The 23,968-nt window shown below is 58.3% G+C and carries 23 protein-coding genes and 6 pseudogenes; 14 read left to right on the forward strand and 15 right to left on the reverse strand.

Translation table 11 applies throughout. The annotated features are described in order from the left end of the window. Positions 1–601: 601 nt before the first annotated feature. Both AC25BC_RS30890 and AC25BC_RS30895 read right to left on the reverse strand, forming a co-directional pair. Positions 602–1,093: a hypothetical protein gene (locus tag AC25BC_RS30890; protein ID WP_128439464.1), complete on the reverse strand. Its 492-nt coding sequence runs from the start codon at positions 1,091–1,093 to the stop codon at positions 602–604. Between the two features lie 599 nt (positions 1,094–1,692). Further along, positions 1,693–1,985: pseudogene (locus AC25BC_RS30895) on the reverse strand (transposase); the annotation flags it as partial. Between the two features lie 252 nt (positions 1,986–2,237). On the opposite strand from AC25BC_RS30895, the gene AC25BC_RS30900 reads away from it, so the two are divergent. The 6 genes from AC25BC_RS30900 to AC25BC_RS30925 all read left to right on the forward strand — a co-directional run bounded on the left by AC25BC_RS30900 (position 2,238) and on the right by AC25BC_RS30925 (position 6,834). Further along, positions 2,238–3,209, forward strand: coding sequence for an AraC family transcriptional regulator (locus AC25BC_RS30900; RefSeq protein ID WP_128439466.1), 972 nt, complete (start codon positions 2,238–2,240; stop codon positions 3,207–3,209). A 94-nt stretch (positions 3,210–3,303) separates the two neighbouring features. Beyond that, on the forward strand, positions 3,304–3,957 hold the full coding sequence (locus AC25BC_RS30905) for a nitroreductase family protein (protein WP_128439467.1): 654 nt from the start codon (positions 3,304–3,306) through the stop codon (positions 3,955–3,957). 32 nt (positions 3,958–3,989) lie between these two features. Next, positions 3,990–4,535: a carboxymuconolactone decarboxylase family protein gene (locus AC25BC_RS30910; RefSeq protein WP_128439468.1), complete on the forward strand. Its 546-nt coding sequence runs from the start codon at positions 3,990–3,992 to the stop codon at positions 4,533–4,535. A 42-nt stretch (positions 4,536–4,577) separates the two neighbouring features. Then, positions 4,578–5,285 (forward strand): FMN-dependent NADH-azoreductase, encoded by a 708-nt coding sequence (locus AC25BC_RS30915; RefSeq protein WP_128439469.1) that lies wholly within the window; start codon positions 4,578–4,580, stop codon positions 5,283–5,285. Positions 5,286–5,360: 75 nt separating this feature from the next. Beyond that, positions 5,361–5,828 (forward strand): DUF3788 domain-containing protein, encoded by a 468-nt coding sequence (locus AC25BC_RS30920; protein ID WP_128439470.1) that lies wholly within the window; start codon positions 5,361–5,363, stop codon positions 5,826–5,828. An 88-nt stretch (positions 5,829–5,916) separates the two neighbouring features. Then, positions 5,917–6,834, forward strand: coding sequence for an NADP-dependent oxidoreductase (locus AC25BC_RS30925; RefSeq protein WP_128439471.1), 918 nt, complete (start codon positions 5,917–5,919; stop codon positions 6,832–6,834). Positions 6,835–6,989: 155 nt separating this feature from the next. Here the strand turns inward: AC25BC_RS30925 and AC25BC_RS30930 are convergent, their stop codons facing one another. Further along, complete coding sequence (locus AC25BC_RS30930; RefSeq protein ID WP_128439472.1) at positions 6,990–7,316, reverse strand: NIPSNAP family protein; 327 nt, start codon at positions 7,314–7,316, stop codon at positions 6,990–6,992. 532 nt (positions 7,317–7,848) lie between these two features. Between AC25BC_RS30930 and AC25BC_RS30935 the strand changes: the two genes are divergently transcribed. Further along, the gene (locus tag AC25BC_RS30935; protein ID WP_128439473.1) at positions 7,849–8,175 is read left to right on the forward strand and encodes a hypothetical protein; all 327 of its coding nucleotides are present in this window, start codon (positions 7,849–7,851) and stop codon (positions 8,173–8,175) included. Positions 8,176–8,471: 296 nt separating this feature from the next. Here the strand turns inward: AC25BC_RS30935 and AC25BC_RS30940 are convergent, their stop codons facing one another. Together AC25BC_RS30940 and ligD are read right to left on the reverse strand one after the other, a co-directional pair. Further along, the gene (locus AC25BC_RS30940; protein WP_128439554.1) at positions 8,472–9,245 is read right to left on the reverse strand and encodes an SOS response-associated peptidase family protein; all 774 of its coding nucleotides are present in this window, start codon (positions 9,243–9,245) and stop codon (positions 8,472–8,474) included. A gap of 62 nt (positions 9,246–9,307) precedes the next feature. After that, positions 9,308–10,372 (reverse strand): non-homologous end-joining DNA ligase, encoded by a 1,065-nt coding sequence (ligD, locus tag AC25BC_RS30945; protein WP_128439474.1) that lies wholly within the window; start codon positions 10,370–10,372, stop codon positions 9,308–9,310. Between ligD and AC25BC_RS30950 the strand changes: the two genes are divergently transcribed. Continuing rightward, on the forward strand, positions 10,371–10,562 hold the full coding sequence (locus AC25BC_RS30950; protein WP_128439475.1) for a hypothetical protein: 192 nt from the start codon (positions 10,371–10,373) through the stop codon (positions 10,560–10,562). The genes ligD and AC25BC_RS30950 overlap by 2 nt on opposite strands. Before the next feature lie 240 nt (positions 10,563–10,802). Here AC25BC_RS30950 and AC25BC_RS30955 read toward each other — a convergent pair whose 3' ends face one another. Together AC25BC_RS30955 and AC25BC_RS30960 are read right to left on the reverse strand one after the other, a co-directional pair. Next, on the reverse strand, positions 10,803–11,090 hold the full coding sequence (locus AC25BC_RS30955) for a hypothetical protein (RefSeq protein ID WP_128439476.1): 288 nt from the start codon (positions 11,088–11,090) through the stop codon (positions 10,803–10,805). 597 nt (positions 11,091–11,687) lie between these two features. After that, positions 11,688–11,930 (reverse strand): annotated as a pseudogene (locus AC25BC_RS30960) (hypothetical protein); the annotation flags it as partial. Between the two features lie 178 nt (positions 11,931–12,108). Between AC25BC_RS30960 and AC25BC_RS30965 the strand changes: the two are divergent. Continuing rightward, a complete protein-coding gene (locus AC25BC_RS30965; protein ID WP_128439477.1) occupies positions 12,109–12,969 on the forward strand; it encodes a sugar phosphate isomerase/epimerase family protein in 861 nt (286 codons plus the stop codon). 264 nt (positions 12,970–13,233) lie between these two features. On the opposite strand, the gene AC25BC_RS30970 is transcribed toward AC25BC_RS30965, so the two are convergent. Then, positions 13,234–13,416: a hypothetical protein gene (locus AC25BC_RS30970; protein WP_128439478.1), complete on the reverse strand. Its 183-nt coding sequence runs from the start codon at positions 13,414–13,416 to the stop codon at positions 13,234–13,236. After that, positions 13,338–13,679 (reverse strand): aldo/keto reductase, encoded by a 342-nt coding sequence (locus AC25BC_RS30975; protein WP_128439555.1) that lies wholly within the window; start codon positions 13,677–13,679, stop codon positions 13,338–13,340. The genes AC25BC_RS30970 and AC25BC_RS30975 overlap by 79 nt, the downstream gene beginning before the upstream one ends. A 1,886-nt stretch (positions 13,680–15,565) precedes the next feature. Between AC25BC_RS30975 and AC25BC_RS30980 the strand changes: the two are divergent. After that, positions 15,566–16,155, forward strand: a pseudogene (locus tag AC25BC_RS30980) (autotransporter outer membrane beta-barrel domain-containing protein); the annotation flags it as partial. A gap of 221 nt (positions 16,156–16,376) precedes the next feature. Here AC25BC_RS30980 and AC25BC_RS30985 read toward each other — a convergent pair. Then, positions 16,377–16,580, reverse strand: coding sequence for a cold-shock protein (locus AC25BC_RS30985; protein ID WP_128439479.1), 204 nt, complete (start codon positions 16,578–16,580; stop codon positions 16,377–16,379). Positions 16,581–17,143: 563 nt separating this feature from the next. Here AC25BC_RS30985 and AC25BC_RS30990 point away from each other — a divergent pair. After that, positions 17,144–17,434 (forward strand): CopG family transcriptional regulator, encoded by a 291-nt coding sequence (locus tag AC25BC_RS30990; RefSeq protein ID WP_128439480.1) that lies wholly within the window; start codon positions 17,144–17,146, stop codon positions 17,432–17,434. A 45-nt stretch (positions 17,435–17,479) separates the two neighbouring features. Here AC25BC_RS30990 and AC25BC_RS30995 read toward each other — a convergent pair whose 3' ends face one another. Then, complete coding sequence (locus AC25BC_RS30995; protein WP_128439481.1) at positions 17,480–18,574, reverse strand: glycosyltransferase family 4 protein; 1,095 nt, start codon at positions 18,572–18,574, stop codon at positions 17,480–17,482. A 271-nt stretch (positions 18,575–18,845) separates the two neighbouring features. Continuing rightward, positions 18,846–19,226, reverse strand: a complete 381-nt coding sequence (locus AC25BC_RS31000) for a response regulator (RefSeq protein ID WP_128439482.1) — start codon at positions 19,224–19,226, stop codon at positions 18,846–18,848. A gap of 306 nt (positions 19,227–19,532) precedes the next feature. Here AC25BC_RS31000 and AC25BC_RS31005 point away from each other — a divergent pair. After that, positions 19,533–19,694 (forward strand): annotated as a pseudogene (locus tag AC25BC_RS31005) (response regulator transcription factor); the annotation flags it as partial. Between the two features lie 67 nt (positions 19,695–19,761). Continuing rightward, complete coding sequence (locus tag AC25BC_RS31010) at positions 19,762–20,142, forward strand: RidA family protein (RefSeq protein ID WP_128439483.1); 381 nt, start codon at positions 19,762–19,764, stop codon at positions 20,140–20,142. Positions 20,143–20,306: 164 nt separating this feature from the next. Here AC25BC_RS31010 and AC25BC_RS31015 read toward each other — a convergent pair. Further along, positions 20,307–22,192 (reverse strand): annotated as a pseudogene (locus tag AC25BC_RS31015) (potassium transporter Kup). A gap of 316 nt (positions 22,193–22,508) precedes the next feature. Here AC25BC_RS31015 and AC25BC_RS31020 point away from each other — a divergent pair. Then, positions 22,509–22,712: a hypothetical protein gene (locus AC25BC_RS31020; RefSeq protein ID WP_012760495.1), complete on the forward strand. Its 204-nt coding sequence runs from the start codon at positions 22,509–22,511 to the stop codon at positions 22,710–22,712. A 29-nt stretch (positions 22,713–22,741) separates the two neighbouring features. On the opposite strand, the pseudogene AC25BC_RS31025 reads toward AC25BC_RS31020, so the two are convergent. Together AC25BC_RS31025 and AC25BC_RS31030 are read right to left on the reverse strand one after the other, a co-directional pair. Beyond that, positions 22,742–23,305, reverse strand: a pseudogene (locus tag AC25BC_RS31025) (helix-turn-helix domain-containing protein). A 347-nt stretch (positions 23,306–23,652) separates the two neighbouring features. Next, positions 23,653–23,871 (reverse strand): helix-turn-helix domain-containing protein, encoded by a 219-nt coding sequence (locus tag AC25BC_RS31030; protein ID WP_018495935.1) that lies wholly within the window; start codon positions 23,869–23,871, stop codon positions 23,653–23,655. Between the last annotated feature and the right edge of the window lie 97 nt (positions 23,872–23,968).

The following is a 23,968-nucleotide window of genomic DNA, read 5'->3' on the forward strand; positions in this document are numbered from 1 at the left end:
TATCTCGCCAGTATGTATCGCAGGTCCCAATCCAGCCAAATGCAGACCTTCAATCGGCGTGATTGGTTTGAAACTATAGCTTTACATTCCCAGAGGTTGAAATTTCACTTAGAAGGCACTCAGCCGTGTGGGCAAGGCGGGTTTTCTGCCAGTGTCTAGTTACGTGCGGAGTTTCACCCTTTTGGCGAATTGCCGAATTTTTCATGCAACCCTCCTAGAAGCGACGGCGCTGAATATACACGCCTCATACTTCCATCCGGTCGCGCCTCCATTCAAGCAAAGGTACAGGCTATCCATACTATCAGGGTGAAACTCACTTGTAGGCAATCGTGCCAGCCGATGGATGTGCAAAAGCTGGCCCGATTTTGGGAAAGAGCGCCGGAGTTTAATCCTTGTCTCAAAGCGCGGCTCCGCGCACCGGCAAGCCCGTTAAAACTATCAATCGGCCGAAGGCCAGCCAGTCGGCAGGTGCAAGTAAGACCGGCGTGTATTTGTATTCCAGATCAGCGCCGTGAAAATTTCGCGAACTGTGCGGATGATCCCCGCCGCAAACGATCGCAACAGGAATGATTTCTAACCCGCGCAGGAACGGCTATAACATTCATTGCGCTCTTCCCCAGACCCAGCACTCTTCCCGGCAAGCATGATGAAACGCCTGTTCATCCGTAACAGTTCGTCCGATCCGTCGCGCGCCGTCGGCAAATCCCGCCAAAGCGTTTTCCTCCAGCTCCCCATCCTTCAGGCCCCCCTTGTTGACGCAGATTGCCGTTAACAGCGGCAGTCGGCGCGCATGGCAGATTTCCAGCAGCCGATCCAGGTGACCATGTTTGCCATTCATTTGATGACGGGCCTTGCTCCAGTCCACGCCGCTCGTCTTCGCTAAATCTCCGTAGGTGATGCAGATCCCATCGATTGCCGCCTGCTTCAGCGTAGCGAGAGATTTTTCAAGATCGAGGCTCTGCTTTTTCTGGGCGCGTCGCGCTCGCTCCTCGAGGAGTTCAAAATATAGCGTCGCCACTGTCTCTCCACGCTTTTCAAAATTCACTACCCACTGGTCGATTGCCGCGTCGCTTTTGCTGGAGAAATCGGTCATCGGGCCTCCTTGAGGGTGGTGTATATTCACACGCCATAGCAAATTTAGCGTAGAGGTCAGGATCATAAGGGCCCCAACTTCCGATGCAATGTAAGTGATGTATGAACTCGCGGAGCCGCTGGAGCATGGGCGATTTGAAGAGATCTTTCGGTGGATAGATTGCTTCCGGCGGAACTGGGGCGGATGGCTAAGAGCGACGTCGCGTAAGGCAGAAGATCTATGGAGCGCTTTCGCCGGGGGTAGTCGGTCCCGCCTTCCGCATGGCGGCGCTTTGCTAAGGCTCCTGCGGCTACCCAGCCTCCGGTGAAATCGCGGCGAGAATTCCCGCTTCCCGCCCGTTCCGGCCGGCGCTATGCTGAAAGCTCAGATGCTCTTAATTAATCTGACTGGCTTTGCACCTTACGCTGCGCGAGGCAGTAGAAGCCGCCCGGGTTTCCGGATTCTTGGCATTTCCGTTGGACAGCCCTTGGGGCGAACGCTAGCCGGACCAGTCAAGGCGTTGAGGCGATCGGGGATGCCGCGTGATTCTCGGGGGCGCCGGACCGAACGAAGGGTCCAGTAACATTTCACGCCGCACCAACGGTCCGCGTGTATCAAAATCATCTAATAGGGCCTCTCACTGATAAAAACCCATTGGTCCATTCTCTGCGTCCGATGGACATGATGCGCCAAGGCTGGCTTTCAAGCTTTCGCCAGGCTCGCAGCAGTGACCGACGATGTCGTCGTAGGACCTGAAGACACGGTTTGAGAGCCAGTTTTCGCGTATGCAGTGCCAGAGGTTTTTGACCGGGTTCAGCTCCGGCGATTTCGGCGGCAGTGGTAGGACGGTAATGTTTTCAGGCACGACGAGATTGTTGGACATGTGCCAGCCCGCCTGATCCATGATGAGGAGTGGCGTGCACGTCCTCATCGACATGGCGCGCGATTAAGACACGAAGTTACGGTTCGAATCCTATCAAGGCGTGCATCGCTGGTTTTCGCAATGGCGGCTGAAACAATGCCGAACGAAGGCTCTGATCCTCATTGAGCCGTGACATCACTCTCGCCTTGCCTGAAAGCTGTGATCGGCTGACCAAGCCATGCCGGTAAGTGGAACGAGCGCACAATTGCGGTAAGATGTTTCGTTTCCGGTTCTTGAGGTCCAATGTCTGAAGTCGATTGGTTAAGCCATCTCCTGCAAATCGTCACGGTAACCGGTCAGCTCGAGGTGCGCTGTGCCTATGGTGCGCCGTGGCGTCTGACGTGGAGCCGGGCGGCGGCGAACGAAATTCCCTACCACGTCATCGTCAAGGGCCGGGCCATCTTCGAGGATCCGGAGACGCGAACAGCAAGGGAACTGGTGAGCGGGGATATCGTGCTGCTTCCTCACGGTGCGGCGCACGTGCTTCACGACGGTAGCGGACAAACGCCAATCCCCACCCAGCAGCGCAAAGGCTCTGCCGGATGGATGTTGAGCGAGAACGACAGTCAGGGCGAGCAACTCGATTTGCTGTGTGGCCGATTTTTCATTGCAACGCCCCACGATCGGCTGATCCGCAATTACCTGCCTACGAACCTTGTGGCGCGAACGGGAGACGACGTCGGAAAAGACGGTATCGGATCGGCTGCCGATCAACTGGCCAGCCTGGTGGGACTGATGCGGATGGAGTCTGCCGGCGACCGCGCAGGAGGGCGCGCAGTTCTCAACGCCCTTTCTTCGGCCCTGTTCACGCTGGTGCTGCGAGCGGCGAGCGAATCCGACAAAGCTCCCGAAGGCTTGTTAGCCCTGGCCGGCCACCCGCGATTGGCTCCGGCAATTGCCGCCATGCTCGCCGAGCCGGCCCAGCCATGGAAACTGCCCGATCTGGCGGACTTGTGTGGCATGTCACGCGCCACATTCATGCGGCACTTTCAGGACAGGTTGGGTTGCTCCGCGCTCGACCTGTTGACCGATCTCCGCATGAGTTTGGCCGCCAACGAGCTAAAGAAGCCAGCAATCAGCACCGAGGCTGTGGCCGAAACGGTCGGTTATCAATCTGTCTCGGCATTCCGTCGTGTATTTACTGAGAGAATGGGAATGACCCCCGGGGAATGCCGCCGACAAGCGCATGCCGGGCGGACGCGTTCCGAGGATTGATCCTTTCGCGCATTATATTGAGGTAATCCAGTCTCGATATTCTCACTGATGGCCGTAAATTGGGCTCCGTAATCACTTGATGAGGAGCCACCCAATGAACTACATCAGCAACGCAGCCAACGAACTGGCGCCGTCGAACGCCGTCATCGAAACTATCCTGAGCCGTAGTGCCGCCAAGTACTACGACACCGCCGCCACACTAAGCGACGATCAGATCCGCGATCTGGTGCGGATCGGCACGGCCGCACCGACATCGTTCCACCTGCAGAACTGGCGGTTTATCGCCGTCCGTACGCCTGACGCCAAGGCACGGCTCCATCCGATCGCCTGGAAGCAGCCCGCGATCCTCGACGCCGCCGTTACTTTCATCATCGTCGGCCAGTTGGCCGATGCCAGCACGGTCCCTGCCCGCCTGGCGCCGGTCGTGGAAGCCGGCATCATGCCGGCCCATCTGGTGCCGGAATGGGAAATCCCCGCCCGCGGCCTGTATGACGACCAGCCGCAGCGCCAGCGCGACGAGGCGGTGCGCTCCGCTACCTTCGGCAGCGCCGCAATCATCTATGCCGCCCGTTCGCTCGGCCTGGGTTCGACACCGATGATCGGCTTCGACGCCGAGGCGGTGCATCTCGAGTTCGGCCTGGCCGAAGACGAAATCCCGGTGATGCTGCTGACGATAGGGCCGGAGCGGGCCGGCAACTGGCCGCAGAAGCCGCGCATGCCGGTGGCCGACGTCCTGTCCTTCGCCTGATTACCAATCCAATCAAACAATAGGAGATTACAATGTCCAGAACCGTTGTTCTGACGCCGGAACAGGTGCCGGCTGAGTCGAAACAGACGCTCGACACGTTCACCAGGAACATCGGGTTCACGCCGAACATGATGGCGGCTTTCGCGCAGAGCCCCATTGCGTTCAACGCCTGGGCCACCCTGCTCGGCTCCCTGAGCAAAACGCTCGACGTGAGGACACGCGACAGCATCGGCCTCGCGGTTTCCGAAGTGAACGGTTGCAACTATTGCCTGACGGTTCACAGCTTCACCGCCGAACATATGGCCAAACTGCCGGCCGATGACATCATTCTCGCCCGAAGGGGCCATGCCAAAGACCCGAAGCGGGACGCGGCTGTGCAGTTTGCGCGAAACGTCATCGAAACCCGCGGCAACGTCAGCGACGCCCACCTGAAAGAGGTCCGGGATGTCGGCTACACCGACGCCAACATCATCGAGATCATCGCACTGGTGGCGATGTATTCGCTGACGAACTTCTTCAACAACGTCTTCGATCCCGAGAAGGACTTCCCTCTCGTCACTCCAGCTGGCTCGATCTGAGCCTTCGACTGCGCAACCTTTTGAAGCTTTGGGATCATTGACATGAATATTCTCCATATCGATAGCAGCCCGAGGCAGGGATCGCACAGCCGTCAGCTTTCGGCGGCGATCATCGAAAAGCTTCTTGAGGTTGCGCCCGGCGCGAGCATCATTCGACGTGACCTGGGGGCTGAACCCCTGCCGCAAACCGAAGCCCTCTACGCCGTTGCGTTGGCGTCGCCGGCAACGTTGGCCGCCCCGCCGATGGGTTCTCTCGATCTTTCCGAAGCGCTTATTCGGGAAGTCGAAGCGGCCGACGTGATTGTCATCGGAACGCCGATGCACAATTTGACGATACCCTCGGTCCTCAAGGCGTGGATCGATCAGATCCTGCGTGTCGGCCGCACAATGAAGTCGACCCCATCAGGGAAGGTGGGAATGCTCCGGGACCGACCGGTCTATATCGGCGTGGCTTCCGGTGGCTTCTTCACCGGTGAGCGAGCTAACCAGCCGGATTTTCTGACGCCCTATCTGTCGCTGGCACTCAGCTCCATCGGGCTGAGGACACAACAATTTCTCCCGCTTCAGGGCACGGCCTTCCTGGATCGGAGCCAGGCGCCGTTAGCGAGGGACAAGGCGCTCGCTGCTCTCGACCTGACTGTCACGAAAGAGATTCGAGCCGCTCCCGGTCGCCCTGAATTGCTGTCGAGCACCGATCGACCGTGTCGCGATGCCACTCTGCTTTCGAGAGCGTCGCCAGGAGCATTCTGAGGGCGCGCCAGAAGCTTTTGGCGCTCGGATCCGAAACCTCCGGCCTCGGCCGGACCATTGAACATGAGGCTTGAGATGATCTTACCAGACAGTACCCCCTCCCAAATCGGTGACAGGATCACCGGCAAATCAGCACCGCCTGATGACAGCGCCGTCCGCGATTGGATCGGAGCAAAGGCATTCGCGCATTGGGCCGAGTTGCGGAACTGGATCGACGGATTCTACCCAGGCGTTTTTGCGCCGGACTGGCTCTACGGTGGCAAGAACCGCGGTTGGTCCCTGCGATACAAGAAGACCAGGGCGTTCTGCACCCTGGTGCCGGAATACCGGCAGTTTTCGGCTGTCGTGGTGATGGGCGGAGCAGAGCGAGAGAAGTTCGAGGAGCGGCGTTATGTCTGGCGCCCGGAACTGGTCAAGCTTTACGATGAAGCGAAAACCTACATCGACGGAAAATGGCTGACGGTTGCCATCTCATCGGCAGATGATCTGCATGATGTGACGGAGCTCCTGACGATGAAGCGTCCGCCACTGCCGCGCAGTTGAAGCCGAAATAAGCCGGGCTGGAGATCGCAAAGACCTTCCACGCCTGCAATCTACCCCAAACCTACAAGTATCTAAGGAGACAATTCTCATGAAAGCGATCGTAGTGAACGACCAGGCTGCGGGAACAGCCGGAATGACGCTGGTGGAGCGACCCAAGCCACAGGCAGCGATCAACGACGTCGTCGTTGAGGTCCATGCTGCGGGCTTCGTCAACACCGAACTGGATTGGCCTTCGACCTGGACCGATCGAACCTTTCGTGACCGGACGCCATCGATCCTCGGCCATGAGCTGGCCGGTGTGATCACCGCGCTGGGCTATGGCACCACGGGGCTGTCGATCGGTCAGCGGGTGTTCGGCCTGACTGACTGGTATCGCGACGGCACACTCGCTGAGTACGTCGCTGTGGAGGCCCGCAATCTCGCGCCGCTGCCCGGCAGCGTCGACTTCACGGTGGGCGCAAGCCTGCCGATATCTGGCCTGACCGCATGGCAGGGTCTGTTTCAGCATGGCCGCCTTCAGGCGGGGCAGAGCGTCCTTGCACACGGCGCCGCCGGCGCCGTCGGCTCGATCGTGACGCAGCTTGCGCGGGAAGCCGGCGCCTATGTCATCGGCACCGGACGCGCCGCTGACCGCCAGAAGGCCCTCGACTTCGGTGCAAATGAATTCGTCGATCTTGGAAACGACACTCTGGAAGACGTCGGCGGCGTCGATCTGGTATTCGACGTTATCGGCGGCGATGTTCAGAAACGGTCCGCAGCGCTGATCCGGGCGGGAGGAACGCTTGTGACAGCCGTCGGACCGACGGATATTCGACCTGTGGATGGCCTCACGATTGACTTCGTCGTCGAGGCAGATCGTGCCCAGCTATCTGCGATCGTTCAGCGGGTTCGGGACGGAAGACTGCTGACGAACATCGGCAAGGTTTCAAGTCTGGACGATGCGGTCGCTACCTTCAATTCCACGGAGCGGCGCGCGGGAAAGACGGTCATCTCCGTTCTCCCTTGAGCACGACACGCGCACTCCTTGGAAGGATTCCCCCAGGGGTGCGCATTGCACTGGCAGTGTTGGCGGTTTCCTAAGCCTGCCGTTCGTCATCGCTTCGGCGGATGACCCGATCGGGTGGAAATTCCGACTGGCGGCAAGCGGGGATCGGTAAAGTCTTATTTTATTGCCGAAAAGGCGGTCGGCGATAACAGCTGATTAGAGATATTGGAGAGGATTTGCCCGTCGCGCTCTGACTCGTCGCGGGCCTTGAGCCATGCAGGATCAGTGGTGAAAGCATTCCATTTCACCTCGCGATCAGCTAGCGATTCCCAGGCGATGAGATAGGTGAGACGCTGGCTGCTTTCGCCCACGATTGTGGTGAAGAAACCTGCCTGCTTGATGCCGTGCTTGTCCCATATTGCCAGCGTATGTTCGGCAAAGCGGTTGAGTAGCGCGGGCAATCGGCCGGGCAGGCAGTCGTAAATTCTGAGCTCGTAGATCACAGTCTTGCTTCCTTATGTCCCTTGAGAACGACATGTGTTCGGCACTTGCTCCCCGCGTCCACAATGTCCTCAGAACTTGCCGCAACGTCATTTCCACTATTAGAAAAGACCCTGCAGGTATCTCCGAGCCGCTAATCTTCTGTCAAGCTGATCGCCCGTGTTTAGGCGCCGATTGGCCATGATGTTAGGTCGAGCACGGTGGCCGTGTTGGCAGCTAGTCTGAGAATGCGCCGGTTAGAGCCGCTCTTGGCAATTAATTTGAGACGGTCGGCACAGGTTCCGCACTGGCCAATCTCCGACAGCAATCTCTGCCGGCTTGTGGAGCCTTCGAGGTTCACTATCTCTAGTGTATCCCAACACTGGAGCATCGCATGGATCGAAGCGCGGCCGATGTCCTGTCGAACGTCTGTATCGAAATTCTTCCGCCGGACCGCGATGACACGTGTGCGTCGGATGCAACGACATGTCCGTGCTGTCGAAGATTACGTCCGGCCTTGAGCATGGATGACGATGGCTGCGGGATCTGCGACGAATGCCTGGCGCCGTGACTTCCAGTCGAGAAGCACCTCCTTCTGTTCCTGCGTCATTCGAATCCGCGCTTGCGAAACTGCCGGACGGCTATGTCGACGGATATTTCGGTAATCGACCATGGGGCGTGACCGTCAAGCGGTCGGAGGATGGCAAGCGGACCTGGCTCTATGGCGAGGAGCTTAGCCGAACCGATATCGTCAGCTTCAACCTCTATCGATTGGCTGGAGCTGGGTCGACACTGAAGCCGTGCGAAATGTCCTCCGCTAAGGTGATCGAATTCGTTCTCGGTTTCGTGCCCAGTAAAGCGAAAGCGGCGCCTCCACCATAATGGCGGAAAAATGAGCACAGGATCAATATTGCATTGCAGCAAGTGCATGGCTGCACTGCGATCTGAGCGCTGGCGGTCGGGGCAGCCTCTGATATCTTCAGGTTAACGAAGCAATGCCCCTCCTCCCGCAGCGCTTCGTGTTTCAGGCAACCCACTCCTCCTCCCAAGGGGCGCCTGACGGAACAGCGGCACTCCTCCTCCCAGCCGTTGTTCAATTCTTTCGAAAAGCCTGCCGCACCTCCTCCCGCGGCAGGCTTTTTCGTTTCTCCGATATATTCAAGCTCTGAATTCAGGCGTCAAAGCAGACTGCCCTGTTCCACCGGCTCTCCGGACTTCGACACGATCGTCGATCCGTACGGTTCGCGCGAGGAAATGATCAGCGCGTCATTCGGTAGTGGACGGGCCAGCTCCTTGGCTTCATCCCAGGGCGCCCGCATCCAGGTGTCGGTCTCTTCCTTCGTGAGCAACAGGACAGGCATCGCCTTCTCGTGGATCGGTTTCACCAGGTCGTTGGGATCCGTAGTCAGAAACCCATAGAGATCGTCGGTGGTCAGGCCGTCCCTGACCTTTCGGACACTCTGCCATTGCCGCACATGGAGACCGGCAAAGAACATCAGCGGTTTGGTTGCGTCACGGGCGAACCAGGCGTTCGGCACGTTGCCGCCTTGCTGCTGGCTGGCCGGATCCGGTTCCGCGAAACTGGTGACCGGGACGAGACATCTGTTTTCGACCCCGAACCATCGCGTCCAGTGCGGAAAACTGAGCTTGCGCACGTTGGTCGTGCCGCGGTCAGCCTCCATGCGGATCAGCTCTTCGAGATCGGATGGCTTGCCCTTCGCAGCAAGTTTCTCGGCCTTGGCTTTGGCCGTCTTCTCGAGCGCAAAGCGCGGCGACGGCAGTCCCCAGCGCGCATGGACCAGTTGCTTTTTGCCGTCGGCGGTGTTGCGGACGATCGGCCCCATCTGATCGGGGTTCATCTGGTAGGCCGGCATCAGGTTGATCAGGCTTTCAGCGTCCTGCGCCCACTTCGCGACCCAGTCCTTGTCTTCCATGCGATACAGGTTGCACATAGCAGGCCATCTACTCCGCTTGAGCTCGATGGCGGACAATCTAGCGGATCACGCCGGTTTCGCTAGTCGAGCCGGAAGATATCGGCATTGTCCTGGCGTTCTCGCAAGCCCTTGTACGACGGATGGCGCAGTTTCCCGTCGGTGGTCCAGGCGCGAAACTCGATCTCGGCGATCAGTGTCGGTTCGACCCAGACAATATCGGCGCTTCCGGAATAGGGCAGGGGCGGTTGCTTTTGCTTCCATCGCAGCGTGTCCAGCATCTTCCGCAACCTGATGATCTCGGCTTGCCTGAAGCCGGTGCCGACGCTTCCGACGTGGACGAGATCAGCATCGCGGTAGGCGGCGAGCACCAACGAGCCGAAGCTGGCAGGGGACGCTGCCGACCTCTCATAACCGACGATGAAGAAGGCCTCGCTCTGGATGCATTTGACTTTCACCAAATCCCCGGTGCGGCCCGAACGATAGGGCCGATCGAGGTGCTTGCCGACGATGCCTTCCAGGCCGAGGCGGCAGACATGCTCCAAAAGGACATTTGGTTCGCCGTCGAGTGTTTCCGATAGCCGAATGGCGCCGGCTTGATCATTCTTCGGGCCATTCAGCGTGTCCTCGAGAAGGTGTCGGCGCGAACGGTATTCGACATCGCGCAGATCGTGGCCATCAAGGTAGATAAGATCGAAAGCATACAGGATGGCGTCGGAAGCGCGGTTGCCAGCTTGTTTGCCGGATGCGCCCAGCGATTGCTGCAGCAGCCCAAAATCCGGACGACCCTCTTCGTCGAGCACGACGGCTTCGCCATCGATGATCATCGTCGCGGGCCCGAGCGCTCGGGCGGCCTCTGCGATTGCCGGAAACCGGTGCGTCCAGTCATGGCCGCCGCGGGTGAGGATCCGGATCCCTTGCGGCTCGATGTGAACGGCAAGGCGATAGCCATCCCATTTCAGCTCCCAGCTCCACTCGTTTCCTTTCGGGGGACGGGACTTCAATTGCGCCAGCGCAGGCTCGACACGCTCGGGCATCGGATCGAACAGCAGCTGTGGTTGGGCTGGATTTCGCTTGCCGCGCGGCCGCGAACGGATCGGGGCCTCGGTGTCACGAAGAAGGGGTTTTGATCTCGGAGGCTTCGTCATGCCGGGAGTTCAGCAGAAAAATCTTAATGACACTGTGACGATGTCGACTTGTCCCCGCAATCCACACAAAGGGATTAGCGCTCGCAAACGCTCGGAAAAAAATCCACAGGCTGCTATTGGGCTCATTCCCTTCGGTATTCTGCCGATTTCTAATGTTCAGGATAATATTCCCATCCCTCCGGTTGCTTGACTCTTTAAATGGGTCGGAACAGCACACGCCTGCGCCCGCGCCATCAGGCGCGAAACGGTAATCGTGCCTTCAGGTGAGACCGTCCGTGCCGTCGAGAAGCTGCGATATCGTTGCTGCGCCTTCCCGGCGGGACGATTCTGTCCCCGAAGTCTAAGCCGGCGCACTTCACGTCCGAGGACATCGGGCCACAATCAAGCAGCTGCGCAGAGCAAAGTACGTTCAGGGAGTATAACGAACTGGCTAACCTTTGGTGAAGTCGCTTAAGAAATTGTCAATTTCGTCGATCGGCTGCGGTCCGGGATCGGAAGGTAACTTGGCGCCCCTGGCAAGCGCACGCCGCTTGAGTTCGGAAGCTTGTTCTCGCAGGAACGCAAGATACCGTTCCCGAACCTCTTGCATTTCAATTTCGCCGGCAATCCATTGTTCGATCCATACGAGGAAACGCGGATCCTCCTCCGTCGGCAATCCCGCGCGACGGAGACGATCAAAGGCTTTTTGCGCGGCAAGGCGTCGTTGTTTGCTCTTCATAACCTTTGCTAATATCCGATTCGGCAAAAGAAAACGTGGCCGACATCTCCGGCGAACCGTAAGCGAAAATCCGCCTACGCCGAACACAGATTTGCATCCGTTGCACCCCTTCCGTGAAGACCTCGTCTGTTGGTCGAAAAGAGCTGGGATCATTGCGAAGTCAATTCGATCGCGGCCAAAATGAAAACCGGGTATCCCACTTTGGGCAGATCACCAGAATGGCCGCCGGTGTCGTCCGTTCAGTATCGGAACTTCGAACTCGGGTCTGCTACCGTAACTAATATCTCCGATTCAAAACAAGATCAGGCTTTTTGGATCACGCTTTCGCCGCGGGTATGCCGCAGACTTCCAGAGCTGCCGCAGGTCGCATCGCCGCGTGTCTTTTAAGCAAAAACGCGTCGCGCGTCCGTGAAGACGTCTCATAATATGACCTCTGGATTTGGCGCTTATGCGCCGCCAAAACGGCGAAGCATGGAATTGAGCCTATCGTTCTCCTAACGGAACTTCACGAGCATGAGCCGCTTCAGATGGCGATTTTCAGCTTCAAGATCAGCCAGCTCTTCCTCCGAGCCGTCCTGATGATGCGGCAGCGTAAACTTAACGCTGTGAAAACAAGATCTGGGAGTGAGGCTTTGGTTCGTCGGCGCGAAGGCGCGCGACTTGGCGCCATGCTTGGATGGCAGTTGCTCGCAATTCTCGATGGTGGTTGGATGGAATATTGTGGCGGGGAACGTTAAAGAGGTTGGCGATCGGGTCGTGTACGGAAACGAAACGCTGAAGGTGTCGCGCTGACTTGAAGCGCTTCATGATCCTCTCCTGCCGTCGGGCGGGTTGATGAGAGGGTACTGTCACATTGATTGAGCGGTAAGGAAATTGAGGTAGCAGCGCACCCATGACTGTGAGTGCACCGACAAGGGCGGCAAGCGCCTGCTGACGCGACTTCTGAAGAAACAGGGCATGCCGCCAAAGCGTATGATCACCGCGCAACGGCTGGATTTGCAAGCTATGGAGAGAAATCATGTTGGAAAATCCGCATTTATCGCGGATATTTAAACATGAATTACCGGATGAAAGCATCAGCCCGATCCCCTTCAAGGATCGCGTCGAGGCGGCCGCCAAGGTTGGCTACAAGGGCATGGGCCTTATCCACGCCGATGTCCAAGCCACGGCCGCTCAGATGGGCCTGAAGGAAATGAAGCGTATCCTCGATGACAACGACATCAAATACCTCGAGTACGAATTTCTCTCCGGATGGTATTTGGACGGCGAGCGCCGGGCGAAGTCGGACGTCATGCGGACGGAGATGCTCGAGGTGGCCCAGGGTCTCGGCGTCCGCAATCTCAAGATAGCTCCCGGCCTCGGAAGCGATCTGTATGCACCGACCGAGGCGGAAATGACGCCTGACGTCGACCGTATGCGCGAGGCGTTCGCCGGAGTCTGCCGTGACGCCGCCGAGTACGGCGTCAGGGTCGTCATGGAGATCATGCCTTTCTCCAACGTCCGGACGCTGGAAGTGGCGCGTGCGATCGTGGAAGGTGCCGATCAGCCTAACGGCGGCTTGCTCATCGACATCTGGCACATGGCCCGCGGCGGCATTCCGTACAAGGACATAGAGAATATCCCGTCCCGCTTCATCGGCTCGATCGAGCTGGACGACGCCGACGCCGATGTGAAGGGCCTCATGTGGGAAGACACCATCTATCATCGCCGCCTGCCGGGCGAAGGCGTGCTCAAGCCGAAAAAATTCATCAAGGCAGTCCAGAACGCCGGCTACGAAGGCCCCTGGGGTGTCGAGATCATCAGCGAGACCTATCGCAAACTTCCGCTCGCCGAACAGGCGAAGCGCTCGTTCGAAACCACGATGGCCCAGTTCAAGTGATGTCCGTGCTGGGTGTCGTGCGCACCGGCTCGCGCCTGATGGCCGAAATGACAATGAGTTTTTGGAACTTCGAGGAAGCAGTATTGCGGTTCTTCCTCGAGTGATCGCCCGGCCGGACCATTGCGTGCCTCTGCCTTGGGATTGAAACACCGAAGTAAAGGTCTTCCAGCTCCCAGAGAAGGTTTACCGGTCGAGGCCGCTTGTTTTCAGATGAGCACTTGGCGGTCGCTGCGAGCGGCCGGCAAAGGGACCACGTTCTTTCAATCACTCGTTCAATTCCATGATGGCCTCCTTGCTGGAATCGACGTAGCGGTGGCGTTGAAGAACGCCAAATGGTCCATAGGGATATTCTGCAGGTGTCGGCGCGCTTACCGCATCAAGCTTCTTTGTCGCTGCTTCATCCAATATGAGGTCGCCGGCGACGAGATTATCCTTGAGCTGCTCCATCGTGCGCGCACGGATAATGCTCGATGTGACGGAGGGGCGGTTTGTAAACAGCTCAGCGCTACCTGACTGGGCGTCGCGCCAATTTCGCTGGCAATTTCCCTAACGGCGTCCATCGTCGCCCAGTTTCGATCCGTGGTGAACATCTTGTCCCCGATCCGCTTGAACATGGCGTTGCCGTTTCCAAGACGGGTGTCTGAGCTTGGCTCCGTTCCGCGCGCATATTTTCCAGTGAGGAAGCCGCTACCGAGCGGAGACCAGGGCAGGAGGTCATTTCGGTACTGCCGTCAGTTTGCCGGTAAACTGTGCTCCGGCGCTGCATCGGCTCGCGGTGGCGCCCTGCGGAACGCTGGATTGTCGGAATAAGCTGCCGTTCGCCCCGGGGCGGCGACCCGAACTGACCGCAAAACAAAGCGTCTGAGCTACGAAACTGTGGATCTTTGGCGGAACGTACGCTTCTGCAATGCCATCAGCATTCTTAGGCACCGGATCTCTATACTCCGAAACCGAATAGCGGAGGTTCCAACAACCTCGACAATGCTCGTCATGTATTCGTTGACGCCGACATAAGAGAGCCTGCCTTGGAGGTGACCGCGCGACCTTTCCGATAACTCGAAGATTGCTGGGAACAAGAAGCTTCGCTGGGCGTAAGAAGGCTGGACGAGCAGAGCTTCGATCATAGCACGTTGCCTTGATCGGTCCGGTTTCTGTGCCGCCCACTTCTTCTGATTGCGATTCCCCAACTCGCCCCGCCTCTGGCGGGGCTTCTTTCTGCCGTTGGCTATGGCGCGGCGGATGTATTCATTGCGGGGCGAAGGTCATATCGAGAACAGTCAGTTGCTCGTTGGCCATCATGGCCCGGGCGCAGACACCCGTGTTGGCCGCCTGTGCTCAAGGTTCCACCGATGCAAGGAGGTCCATCAATACTTCAAAGTGCTCTCGTGCCGTCCTCAGGACGTCGGCGCTCGCGATCGGTAGATCGATTACGGCTTCTAGAACACGAACCACACGGCGGGCCGCACGCCGGATTTCACGAGAAGACATGTCAGATCTCAGGATCTCTGTCGCCAAGGTGAATTTGGCGCGATAGCTTGTCGCGACTTGGGCGGAGAGCCGCCATTGAAGGTAAGTCTGTTGCATGCCGTCGTAACGCATCAGCTGCTGAAAACGCGGCCTGCCATTTACAAACAGAGTGAATCGTATTTTAACTAAAACCTAAACGTAAGTTAGTTTCCGCTTATTAAACTAAAGGATATCCGCTTCACACGCGTTGTGCCAGAACCCGCCTGACGTCGCGACCTGACCAATGGTGGTGACGGAGGAGTCCTGTCCTGTTTTATAAATTGTGATTTCCACCTGCGGCCGACCCGGCCATGGCACAATTGCACTCAGTTCGGCGTCCACCTCCGTCAGTTGCATCAAAGGTGCCCCGCGGAAACGGTGCAGTTTGGGGAAAGGGCGATCGCACGGGAAGGAAGGTTGGGTCGGCGGACTGGCCCGTATGGGCGACCTGTGCGATCCTTGTGTCCAAACGATAGATAGCAGGAAACGTTGCTGCTTGCTTCCGTACCGTTGAGTGAATCGCGGAGTTTAACCGACCTAGAAGAAAACCCCGCGACAGCGGGGTCAGGAAGGGGGGTGTTTTCTAGAGCAAGGCATGTTGCGCTGCAAAACTACTTTGCCCTGTTTTGGAGAAATTGCATTAAATTATGACATGTAAGAATTGCCACCCACAGGATTTGCTCTCCCTAACAAGCTTTAATGTACGAGAACAGATTGGTTCATTAAATAGCTACAACTCCACGTCACATGTATTATTCAGTGGGCCGCTCGGCGTTACTTGCTAACCCCGAGCATTGTGTCTCCTGTGCGTTGGGCGGCCACCAGTTCCCAATATCGGTTTGAACTTTTCCAGTTTTTCAGTGATGGTTCCGCAGCCGTCCCCGGCCGGGTGAAATTTGAGGCGCATCGGCACATCATAGAATTGTCAAAACCGCACAGAAGGCATGATTCCGGGAACGGCCACGGGCAATGCATTGCGAGCCAGCAACCACGTGTGCAGATCATCCCTTAATCTGCGCGGACTGTTGGCCGGCCTCTCGGGCGCGGCGTTGATAGCAATGTCCACGGTGACGACTAAAGCCGCTGACACGGCACCTTGACCTGGTACGGCAAGAGCGGCTTCCACGTCGATACGCAGGCTGCCGTCGCCTGGTATGACAGCGACCTCAAATCCTCGACACTTCAAACTTCGCTTGCCGACGGCAACGACGGCTTCGGTTATGGGCTCAGCATCGAAGCCGGACAGAAGATCGACCTGACAGGCCAATGGTCGCTGACGCCGCAGGCACAGCTCGCCTATTCCTCCGTGCGCTTCGACAGTTTCACCGATGCCTATGGCGCCGATGTCTCGCTTGACGACGGTGACAGCCTGACCGGCCGCCTCGGCATCTCGGCCGATTTTAACAGCGAGTGGAAGGATGCCTCCGGAAAGACCAGTCGGTCTACGGCATCGCCAATCTCTATTACGACTTCCTCGACGGCTCGGGTGTCGATGTCTCCGGGACCAGCGCCGTCAGCGAGAACCGGGCCCTCTGGGGCGGTCTGGGCGGTGGGCGGATCACTCACTTGGTCTGACGACTGTTATGCAGCCCACGGTGAAGCCTTTGCCGCACCAGCCTCAAGGACTTCGGCGACAGCAGCACCATCGGCGCAAAGATCGGATTCCTCGTAAAGTGGTAGCGGGCTAGAAGTAGCGGCCGCGCAGAGGCGCTGGTGGGAAGTGGACCAATGATCTTGCCTCTGCGCGGCTTCGATGGATCGCCGCGTCTATGGCAATCCGGAGGAGTAACTTGTTTGGAAGGCACCAGTTCCGGTGCTTAATCGTACGGAGCTGGCACAGCGAATTGCCGCGCGTTATCCCGATCAGCAGTTCAAGCCATGGAACCGCTCCCCAGGACTCGCTAGATCGCGCGGACGTTTTCCGCCTTTGTTTTCCCCGTCCTGCGATCCTGACCAATCTCGTAGGCCACCTTCTGGCCTTCGCGCAGTAGGGTCGACCCCTCTACGGCGCTCACGTGGACAAACACGTCCTGGCCGCCATCCTCCGGCGTGATGAACCCGAAACCCTTGTCCTGATTGAAAAACTTAACCGTGCCGTTCGCCAATCGAATTCCCCTGTGTCCTGGTTGGTTACGCCTCGATTCATAGCCAGCGGATCCGCGCTTCGCAACTGCATCCGCTCGATAGATCGTGAGGCTATGCCCAGCGGCGGCCAATCGCATCTTTCTGAATTGACTGGAGCACTGTCTCCCGACGCCGAGGAAGTAGGCCAGTGGTTCAAGCGGCGGTCTCACACACTCCCAGCCAGATAGTCCTTTCGGGCTATGGGAGGAACCGGTGAACCAGAGGGAGGTTCGAGGAGGCGGTCGCCCGGCCGGTTTTCCACCCCGAAAGCCGATTGTCTCCTGTTACGCCGGGCGATCGCCACTTTGCAGGAGGATTACAGTCGGTCTTTTTAACAGCCCTTCAGCGTAGTCTCGTTCCGAACATTTCCCAACGCGCTCCGTGGGATTGCGTCGGAGACGTCCGGATCGGTCGAAGGACTCGAAGATCATTTCTTGGAGAGCAAGGCTTGCCGTGGGTATAGCTGGGCCGGCGGCGGGCAGGTGTGATCAGTTCAACGTCGCACCAAGGCGCATCGCATAAACAACAAAACGGAGAAGGACTGATGACCATGGTCGCCACTGCAGCCTTGCTCGACGACGCCGCCAAGCGGATTGCAGATATCTCGCCCGCGGACCTGCAGACGATACTTCGTGGGGCCGCGTTGCGGCTGCGCAGTGCGGTCGCCGTTTCATTCGACGACGACGTGGAGGAAGCATTGCGGGATCTGTCCGGCGAGTTCGACGTCACGCGCAACGACATGGTGCGATACATCGTCCGGGAATGGCTGGAGCAGAACGCATATCTGCCGATGCACGTGCTGGACGAGGACGGGGAGGTCGACGGAACGGCTTGAAACGGTCCTTTGATTGAATTGCCTGTTACAAGTCAGCTCGGGTTTTCATGCCACAACCTGGCCAATCGATAACTGGCGGTTCGCGCGCCGGCGCTGCGGGGCTTTTGCGCGCAATCCATGCAGCTGGCCGTAGACCGCAAGATAGTCTCTTGCCATGCGTCCCGCCGTAAAGCGTTTCTCGAAGTTCGCCCGCACCTTGCGCCGATCAAGCTGCAATGCCCATTCGATTTTCTCGACAGCTTCGGCAACGGTATCCACTAAAATTCCCGAGATCCCGTCGTCGATCACCTCCGGGACCGAGCCGCTGCGGAAGGCTAGAACCGGCGTGCCGCAGGCCATCGCCTCGATCATCACAAGCCCGAAGGGCTCAGGCCAGTCGATCGGGAAAAGCAACGCGCCGGCATTGCCCAGGAAGTCCGCCTTCTGGCGATCGTTGATCTCGCCGATGAACTCAACATTCGGATGGCTCATCACCATCGGCCGGATTACCGTTTCCCAATAATGTTTGTCGACGTTGTCGATCTTGGCTGCGATCCTCAGCGGCATGCCGACCTTGGCCGCGATTTCAATCGCCCGGTCAGGCCGCTTCTCCGGAGCGATCCGTCCGAGGAACGCGAGGTAAGCGCCCGCCGGCTTTTCCGTGAAAGGTAGGAGGCTAGCGGGAAGGCCGTGATAGACCGTCCCCAACCAGTTGACCGGCGGCATTGGGCGGCGCTGGTCATTGGAGATCGATACCAGGGGAATATCTGGAAACGCCTTGTAGAAAGGCCAGAGATCGGGCAGGTCGAGCCGCCCATGCAGCGTCGTGACGGTGCGGTCGGCAAAATATCGGGTCAGCGGGAAATGCAGCAGATCGACGTGGAAATGCAGGACATCGAATTCGTGCGCGCGCCTGCGGATTTCCTCAAGCATAAGGATCTGATGCGGCAGGTGGTCCTTGATGGCGGGATTTAGCCTCAGGGCAGTGTCCGAGCACGGCACGAGGCGGGCATCTGTAACGGAATCACCGCTGGCAAACAGCGTCACATCGTGGCCTTGGACCACCAGTTCTTCGGTAAGGTACGAAACAATCCGCTCTGTTCCCCCATATAACTTCGGCGGAACACTTTCTGCAAGCGGGGCAATCTGAGCGATCTTCATCGGCAAAATCTCCTCAGGTGAGCAGAGAGTCGACCGCAAAAATCAGGGCGCCTACCTCGTCCAATCAAGTCCTTGCCGAACTCAGCCAGCTTGCTTTGGTTCCGGACGCAAATGCCTCGCTACCTGGTCTTCTTCCGCGACCGCCCTTAGCTTTTTTTCAAGGAGCAGGGCGCCCGGTCGAACGCCCGGCGATTGCGAATGCTCCTGAGGTTGAACGCCTACCAGGCGATCTGCCCGGCATGGTTCGAGTTCGGGGACAGGAGGTCTTCCATCAAGCCTCCGGGATAGAGGCCATTGCTTGTCGAATGGTCTCTTCGAATTGACCTGGCGTGCATGGCTTGGAAAGCCAGACGCCCTTCCCGAAGGAACCATCCTCGGCCGCGGCGCCGCCCATGTCGCCCGAGTACACGATGAAGGGAATCGCGCGTTCGACGAGATGGCCGGCGACGCCACTGCAGAGGCCGTCCTTAAGTCGGGCATCGATAATCGCCAGATCAGGCGTGTTCGTCGAAAGCCATGCGAGGGCGGCGTCCTCCGATCCATGAGTCGAGACCTGTGAGACGCCGCACGCCGCCAGCATCTCCTCGGCGTCGATCGCGATAATGGCCTCGTCCTCGAGAAGCAGGACGCTGGCAGGAAGCCGGTTTGCCATGGTCTTTTCAATCGCCCCATCGATGGTGGATCATGAGTGTCGTCTCCAGCCCTTTAAAGCAGCGAAACAAGGAATATGGGAGGTTTTGTCCGCTATCGTACGGAAGGAGCCTTCAAACGCTGAAATCCTTCATACTGCGGTTCACATCGACAGCTTTGTGCCATTGGTTCGATACCGCTGTACCATCCTACTTTCCCATGATGCGCCCGCGTCTCTCTCGACGTTTTCCAATTGCTCGCCATGTCTGGAGATAGGCAATCGACAGACCTCGGATGAGTTTTGGCCAGGGGAAATGAAGGGTACAGCTTGACAGCCATTACGATCGCGATCGTGGACGACCACCCACTTTTTCGAGAGGGGGTGAGCCGCAGCCTATCTGAAATCGAGGATTTCATAGTCGTCGGTGAAGGGGCAAGTGCCGATGACGCGGCGACGTTGGCTGCGTCGCATAGGCCTGACGTCGTTCTAGCTCGGCGCGGTCGAATTCAAGACGGAAACCGAATAAGGTTACGCTGTTACCCACACGGAGCCCAACATGTCCCGCACCATCATAAGAACAACCAATGCACCACCGCCGCCGCCAACATTCAGCCAAGCCGTCAAGGCCGCAGGCCTTGTCTTCGTATCGGGGACGAGCCCGATAGATCCTAGTACCGGCAAGATCAAGGGCGAGACCATCCAAGAGCAGACACACCAATGTCTGACTAATATCTCCGCCATCCTCAAAGAGTCCGGCAGTTCGCTGGACAAGGTCGTAAGCGCGACCGTCATCATGCTCGAGGAAGAAGATTTCGCCGGCATGAACGAGGAATGGCTGAACTGGTTTCCGATCGATCCGCCGGCACGCCAGGGCGCGAAGCTGCCTGTGCGCGTTCCCGGCATGAAAATTTCCGTTGCGGTGATCGCAGAGGCATGAAAGTCGATTTAAGACAGGGAATCGTTGACCCGCGAAACGCACGACGCGGCGGCGTGCTAACGTAGCATCAAACGGTCCGTCAGCACGTGACTCGGCGATTTCCCGGTTCGGACGCCGACCTCGTTCCTCAACAGGTTTCGAAAGCCGGCGTTTTTTCGGATCCGCTAGATAGTCGTCTGCAGCCCGAGTTCGACCACTCTCCCTGACGGCAGCCCGAAATAATCTGTCGCATTGCTGGCATTTTCAGCAAGCGAGATGAACAGCCGGTCCTGCCAGAATGGCAGGCCGCCTTTCTTCGATGGCAGGATCGTTCGGCGGGACAGGAAGAACGACGTCGACATGATATCGAATTTCAGTCCGAGCTTGCGGGCGAGAACGAGCGCACGAGGGATGTTGGGCGTCTCCATGTAGCCGAACGTGATCACCAGCCGACTGAAGTGGCGATTGAAGCTTTCGAGAAAGATTTTCTCATCATCCGGCACGAACGGCGTGGTCGAAGTCACGACGCTGAGAATGACGTTCTGCTCATGAGCACCTTGTAGTGCTTCAGACTGTGTAGGAGCGCGGTTGGCGCGCCTTCGATGTCGCTCGTCAGGAACATTGCCGTCCCAGGCACCGTCGGCGGCTTCTTCCGGGCCAGGTTGTCGATAATTGTCGTAAGCGGGATTTCGTCGGCCTTGGTGCGGGCGGCAAGCAGCCGACGCCCCGCCGTCCATGTCTGCATGACGAGCGCCATCGTCGTCGCCACCGCAACGGGAACCCATCCGCCATCTGCGAACTTCGCAATGTTGGCGGCTAGAAACCCGGCGTCGATCAGTGTCATCGGCACGATGACGGCAAGAGCCGTCCCCAGCTTCCAGCTCCAGATCCGCCGCATCACGATGAACAGGAGGATCGAAGTGATGAACATTTCGCCTGTCACGGCGATGCCATAGGCGGCGGAAAGGCCGCTCGAGTTTTCGAAGAAGAGCACCAGAGCAGCCACGAAGATGAACAGCAGGTTGTTCACCTGCGGCATGAAGATCTGTCCGGACTGAGTTTCGGAGGTGTGGAGGATTCGCAGGCGCGGAAGCAGGTTGAGGTGCATCGCCTGACGGACAAGGGAATAAGCGCCGGAGATCACGGCCTGGCTGGCGATGACCGTTGCCGCGGTGGCCAGACAGACCATAGGAATCCGCGCCCACTCCGGATGCATGCTGAAAAAAGGATGCTCAGCCATCTGCGGGTTCGCGAGCACGAACGCTCCTTGCCCGAAGTAGTTCAGAAGCAGACTGGGGAAGACGAGCAAAAACCACGCCGTGACAATCGGACGGCGTCCGAAATGTCCAAGGTCGACATAGAGGGCCTCGGCGCCGGTCACGGCAAGAAAGACGGCCCCAAGCACCGCGATAGCTGAGCCGATGTGGTTTGCAATATACCGGACTGCGTGGACCGGATTGACTGCTGCTAACACCGACGGGTCGTCAAATATGTGGATCGCCCCGCTGACGCCAAGGACGATAAACCACAGAGCCGTTACGGGACCGAACACCGACGCCACGCCGCTCGTCCCGAACCGCTGGACGAAAAACAGCATGGCGATGATCGTGAGAGTGATTGGCACGATCCACTTGGACAACGCCGGTGCGACCACCTCGATGCCCTCGACCGCAGACAGTACTGAGATCGCAGGCGTGATGATCGCGTCGCCGAGGAACAGCGAGCCGCCGATCACGCCCAGGACAAGCACCCATTTGGGGCGCCCGGTCAGACTCTCGCGGGCGAGAGTCATGAGGGACAGCGTGCCGCCTTCACCCCGGTTGTCTGCCTTCAAAACGAACGTTACGTACTTCAAGGTGACTACGATCGTGAGTGCCCAGACGATCAGGGACAGGATCCCAAGCACCTCTGCACGATGAGCTCCCGATCCGCCCGTGGCATGGAGAGCCTCCCTGAATGCATAGAGCGGGCTGGTCCCGATGTCGCCATAGACGACGCCCAATGCAGCGAGAACGAGCGATGGCAGTCCTCGCCGGTTCTGGTGTTCCAGTTCCGGATCTGCTGATCGCAGCTTGGCATCGGTCAAAGGGGCTGTCCTGTTCTAGGCGCGTGAATGCTGGAAGTTGCCACCAGCTTGGCCCGATGGCAACGCGAACGTATGCTCATCGGTTGCATCCACATTCCAAAACACTCGGAGACGCGAGGCCTACTTCCGTAGGCACGCGCGACGCCGCGAGTGGCTAGCCAGATTAGGTGTCTCGATAATGAACATCGGGATCGCGCATCTGAGATCGGCAGCCTCATCGGAACTGTCCGAGGCCTTTTAGAATTTACCATGATCGCTGCTTGCCAGCGCAAGGAGGCGTCGGCAGAGCCATGAGGACGACATGACAGAGAGAGATGCACTCCGCGACCAGATCTATCGGCTTGCCGCGGCGGCAGAGGCCGACCCAGAAACGTCGAATTTGAAGTCCCTGGCCGTCCAGCTCTGGGCGAATTTCAACGAGTTCACGGTCGAGGACCTGGAAGATATTCTGAGGGACGAATGGAGAACGCGCGGCCTGCCGTTCAACGACAACGCGGAAATATAGTAATCGCGCAAGGCGACGAAGCTTTCGGTCTACAGGCCGCCGATCGCATGATGTCCGTTCAGGCTCCCTGCGGGATGAACCGCCAGCTGTCCCGGCGCCTCGATCAGCCGCTCATATTCCTGCTCCGGCACACCGTAGCAGCCGGCAGCGATCTCGATCAGAATGCCGCGATCCAGGATGCGGACGTTGCCGCGCGTCGACTTGATCGCATGCATGCCTTCGAGAATGTGCAGTTCGTTGGTGACGCCCGCCCGCCTGATGCCCAGCATCAACGCCAGGAAATCATGCGTTAGCGGCAGATGATTTCCATCGATGCGGTCGTGGCAGCAGTTGCCGCACCTTGGGGTGATCAAGGATCGGAAGAAAATCTTCGGTCGCCACCTGAAGCCCGTGGCCCGGCACCTGCATGAAGGTCTTGTTTGGCGTTTGGTTGACGCCGAGGACGACAGGGTAGCCGGCGATGCCCTCGCGTCCGATTTCAACGCTTTTGCCGTCGGCGCTCTCCGCAACCCTCGAGGCGAGACAGGGAGTTTGATAGGTTCGAGGAGCGGCGCGAGAAGCTCGAAGGCATCCTCCGGAAATCGCCGCAACAATCTGTTATTCACCTGCTCTGCCGCAATTCTGTCATGGCATCGCCCCCGAGAATGGTAGATGATATGCCTTTCGTTCGGGGGCTTCACGCTCTGTGCGGTTTGACACTGGAGCTTGTGAGCGCGTCCGCCGGGGCGCTAGCTCAACTGTACCACCGAGCGGAAGGGAACCGTCGCGACCAACGTGGCGTCTTCCGTCATGATCTCGAACACGTCTCCGTCGAGGGGATGGCCCATGCGGATCCATTCTGGAAATTCCATAAATCTGCTTACGCCGCGAAAGCCAACTTTCGCAGCAGGTTAGGGCGGCGATCGCGGTGAGAATACCAAGGTCGCCGCGCGGTTGCTCGCTATTCCTTACCTGGCTTTCTAAGTAGGTCAGCAGGCTCAACACCCAACACGGCAGCTAGCCGGTCTAGCACCTCAATACTTGGGCTGTAGACGCATCGTTCCAGAGAGCTGATGTAGGTCCGATCAACGCTGGCACGATGGGCGAGCTCCTCCTGCGACATTTTCCTCGCCTGCCGAAGAGTTCTCAAATTTCGAGCGAAGGTCTCGCGTATCTCCATGACAGCGAGAGAACCTCTTGTAGAGTATTCCGCTACGGAGTATACTCTACAAAAGCGAGAAAGCGTCATGCCTGCGCTATCCGCCTCGCTTCGTCGA

The organism is Rhizobium sp. WSM409 (genome assembly GCF_057653825.1).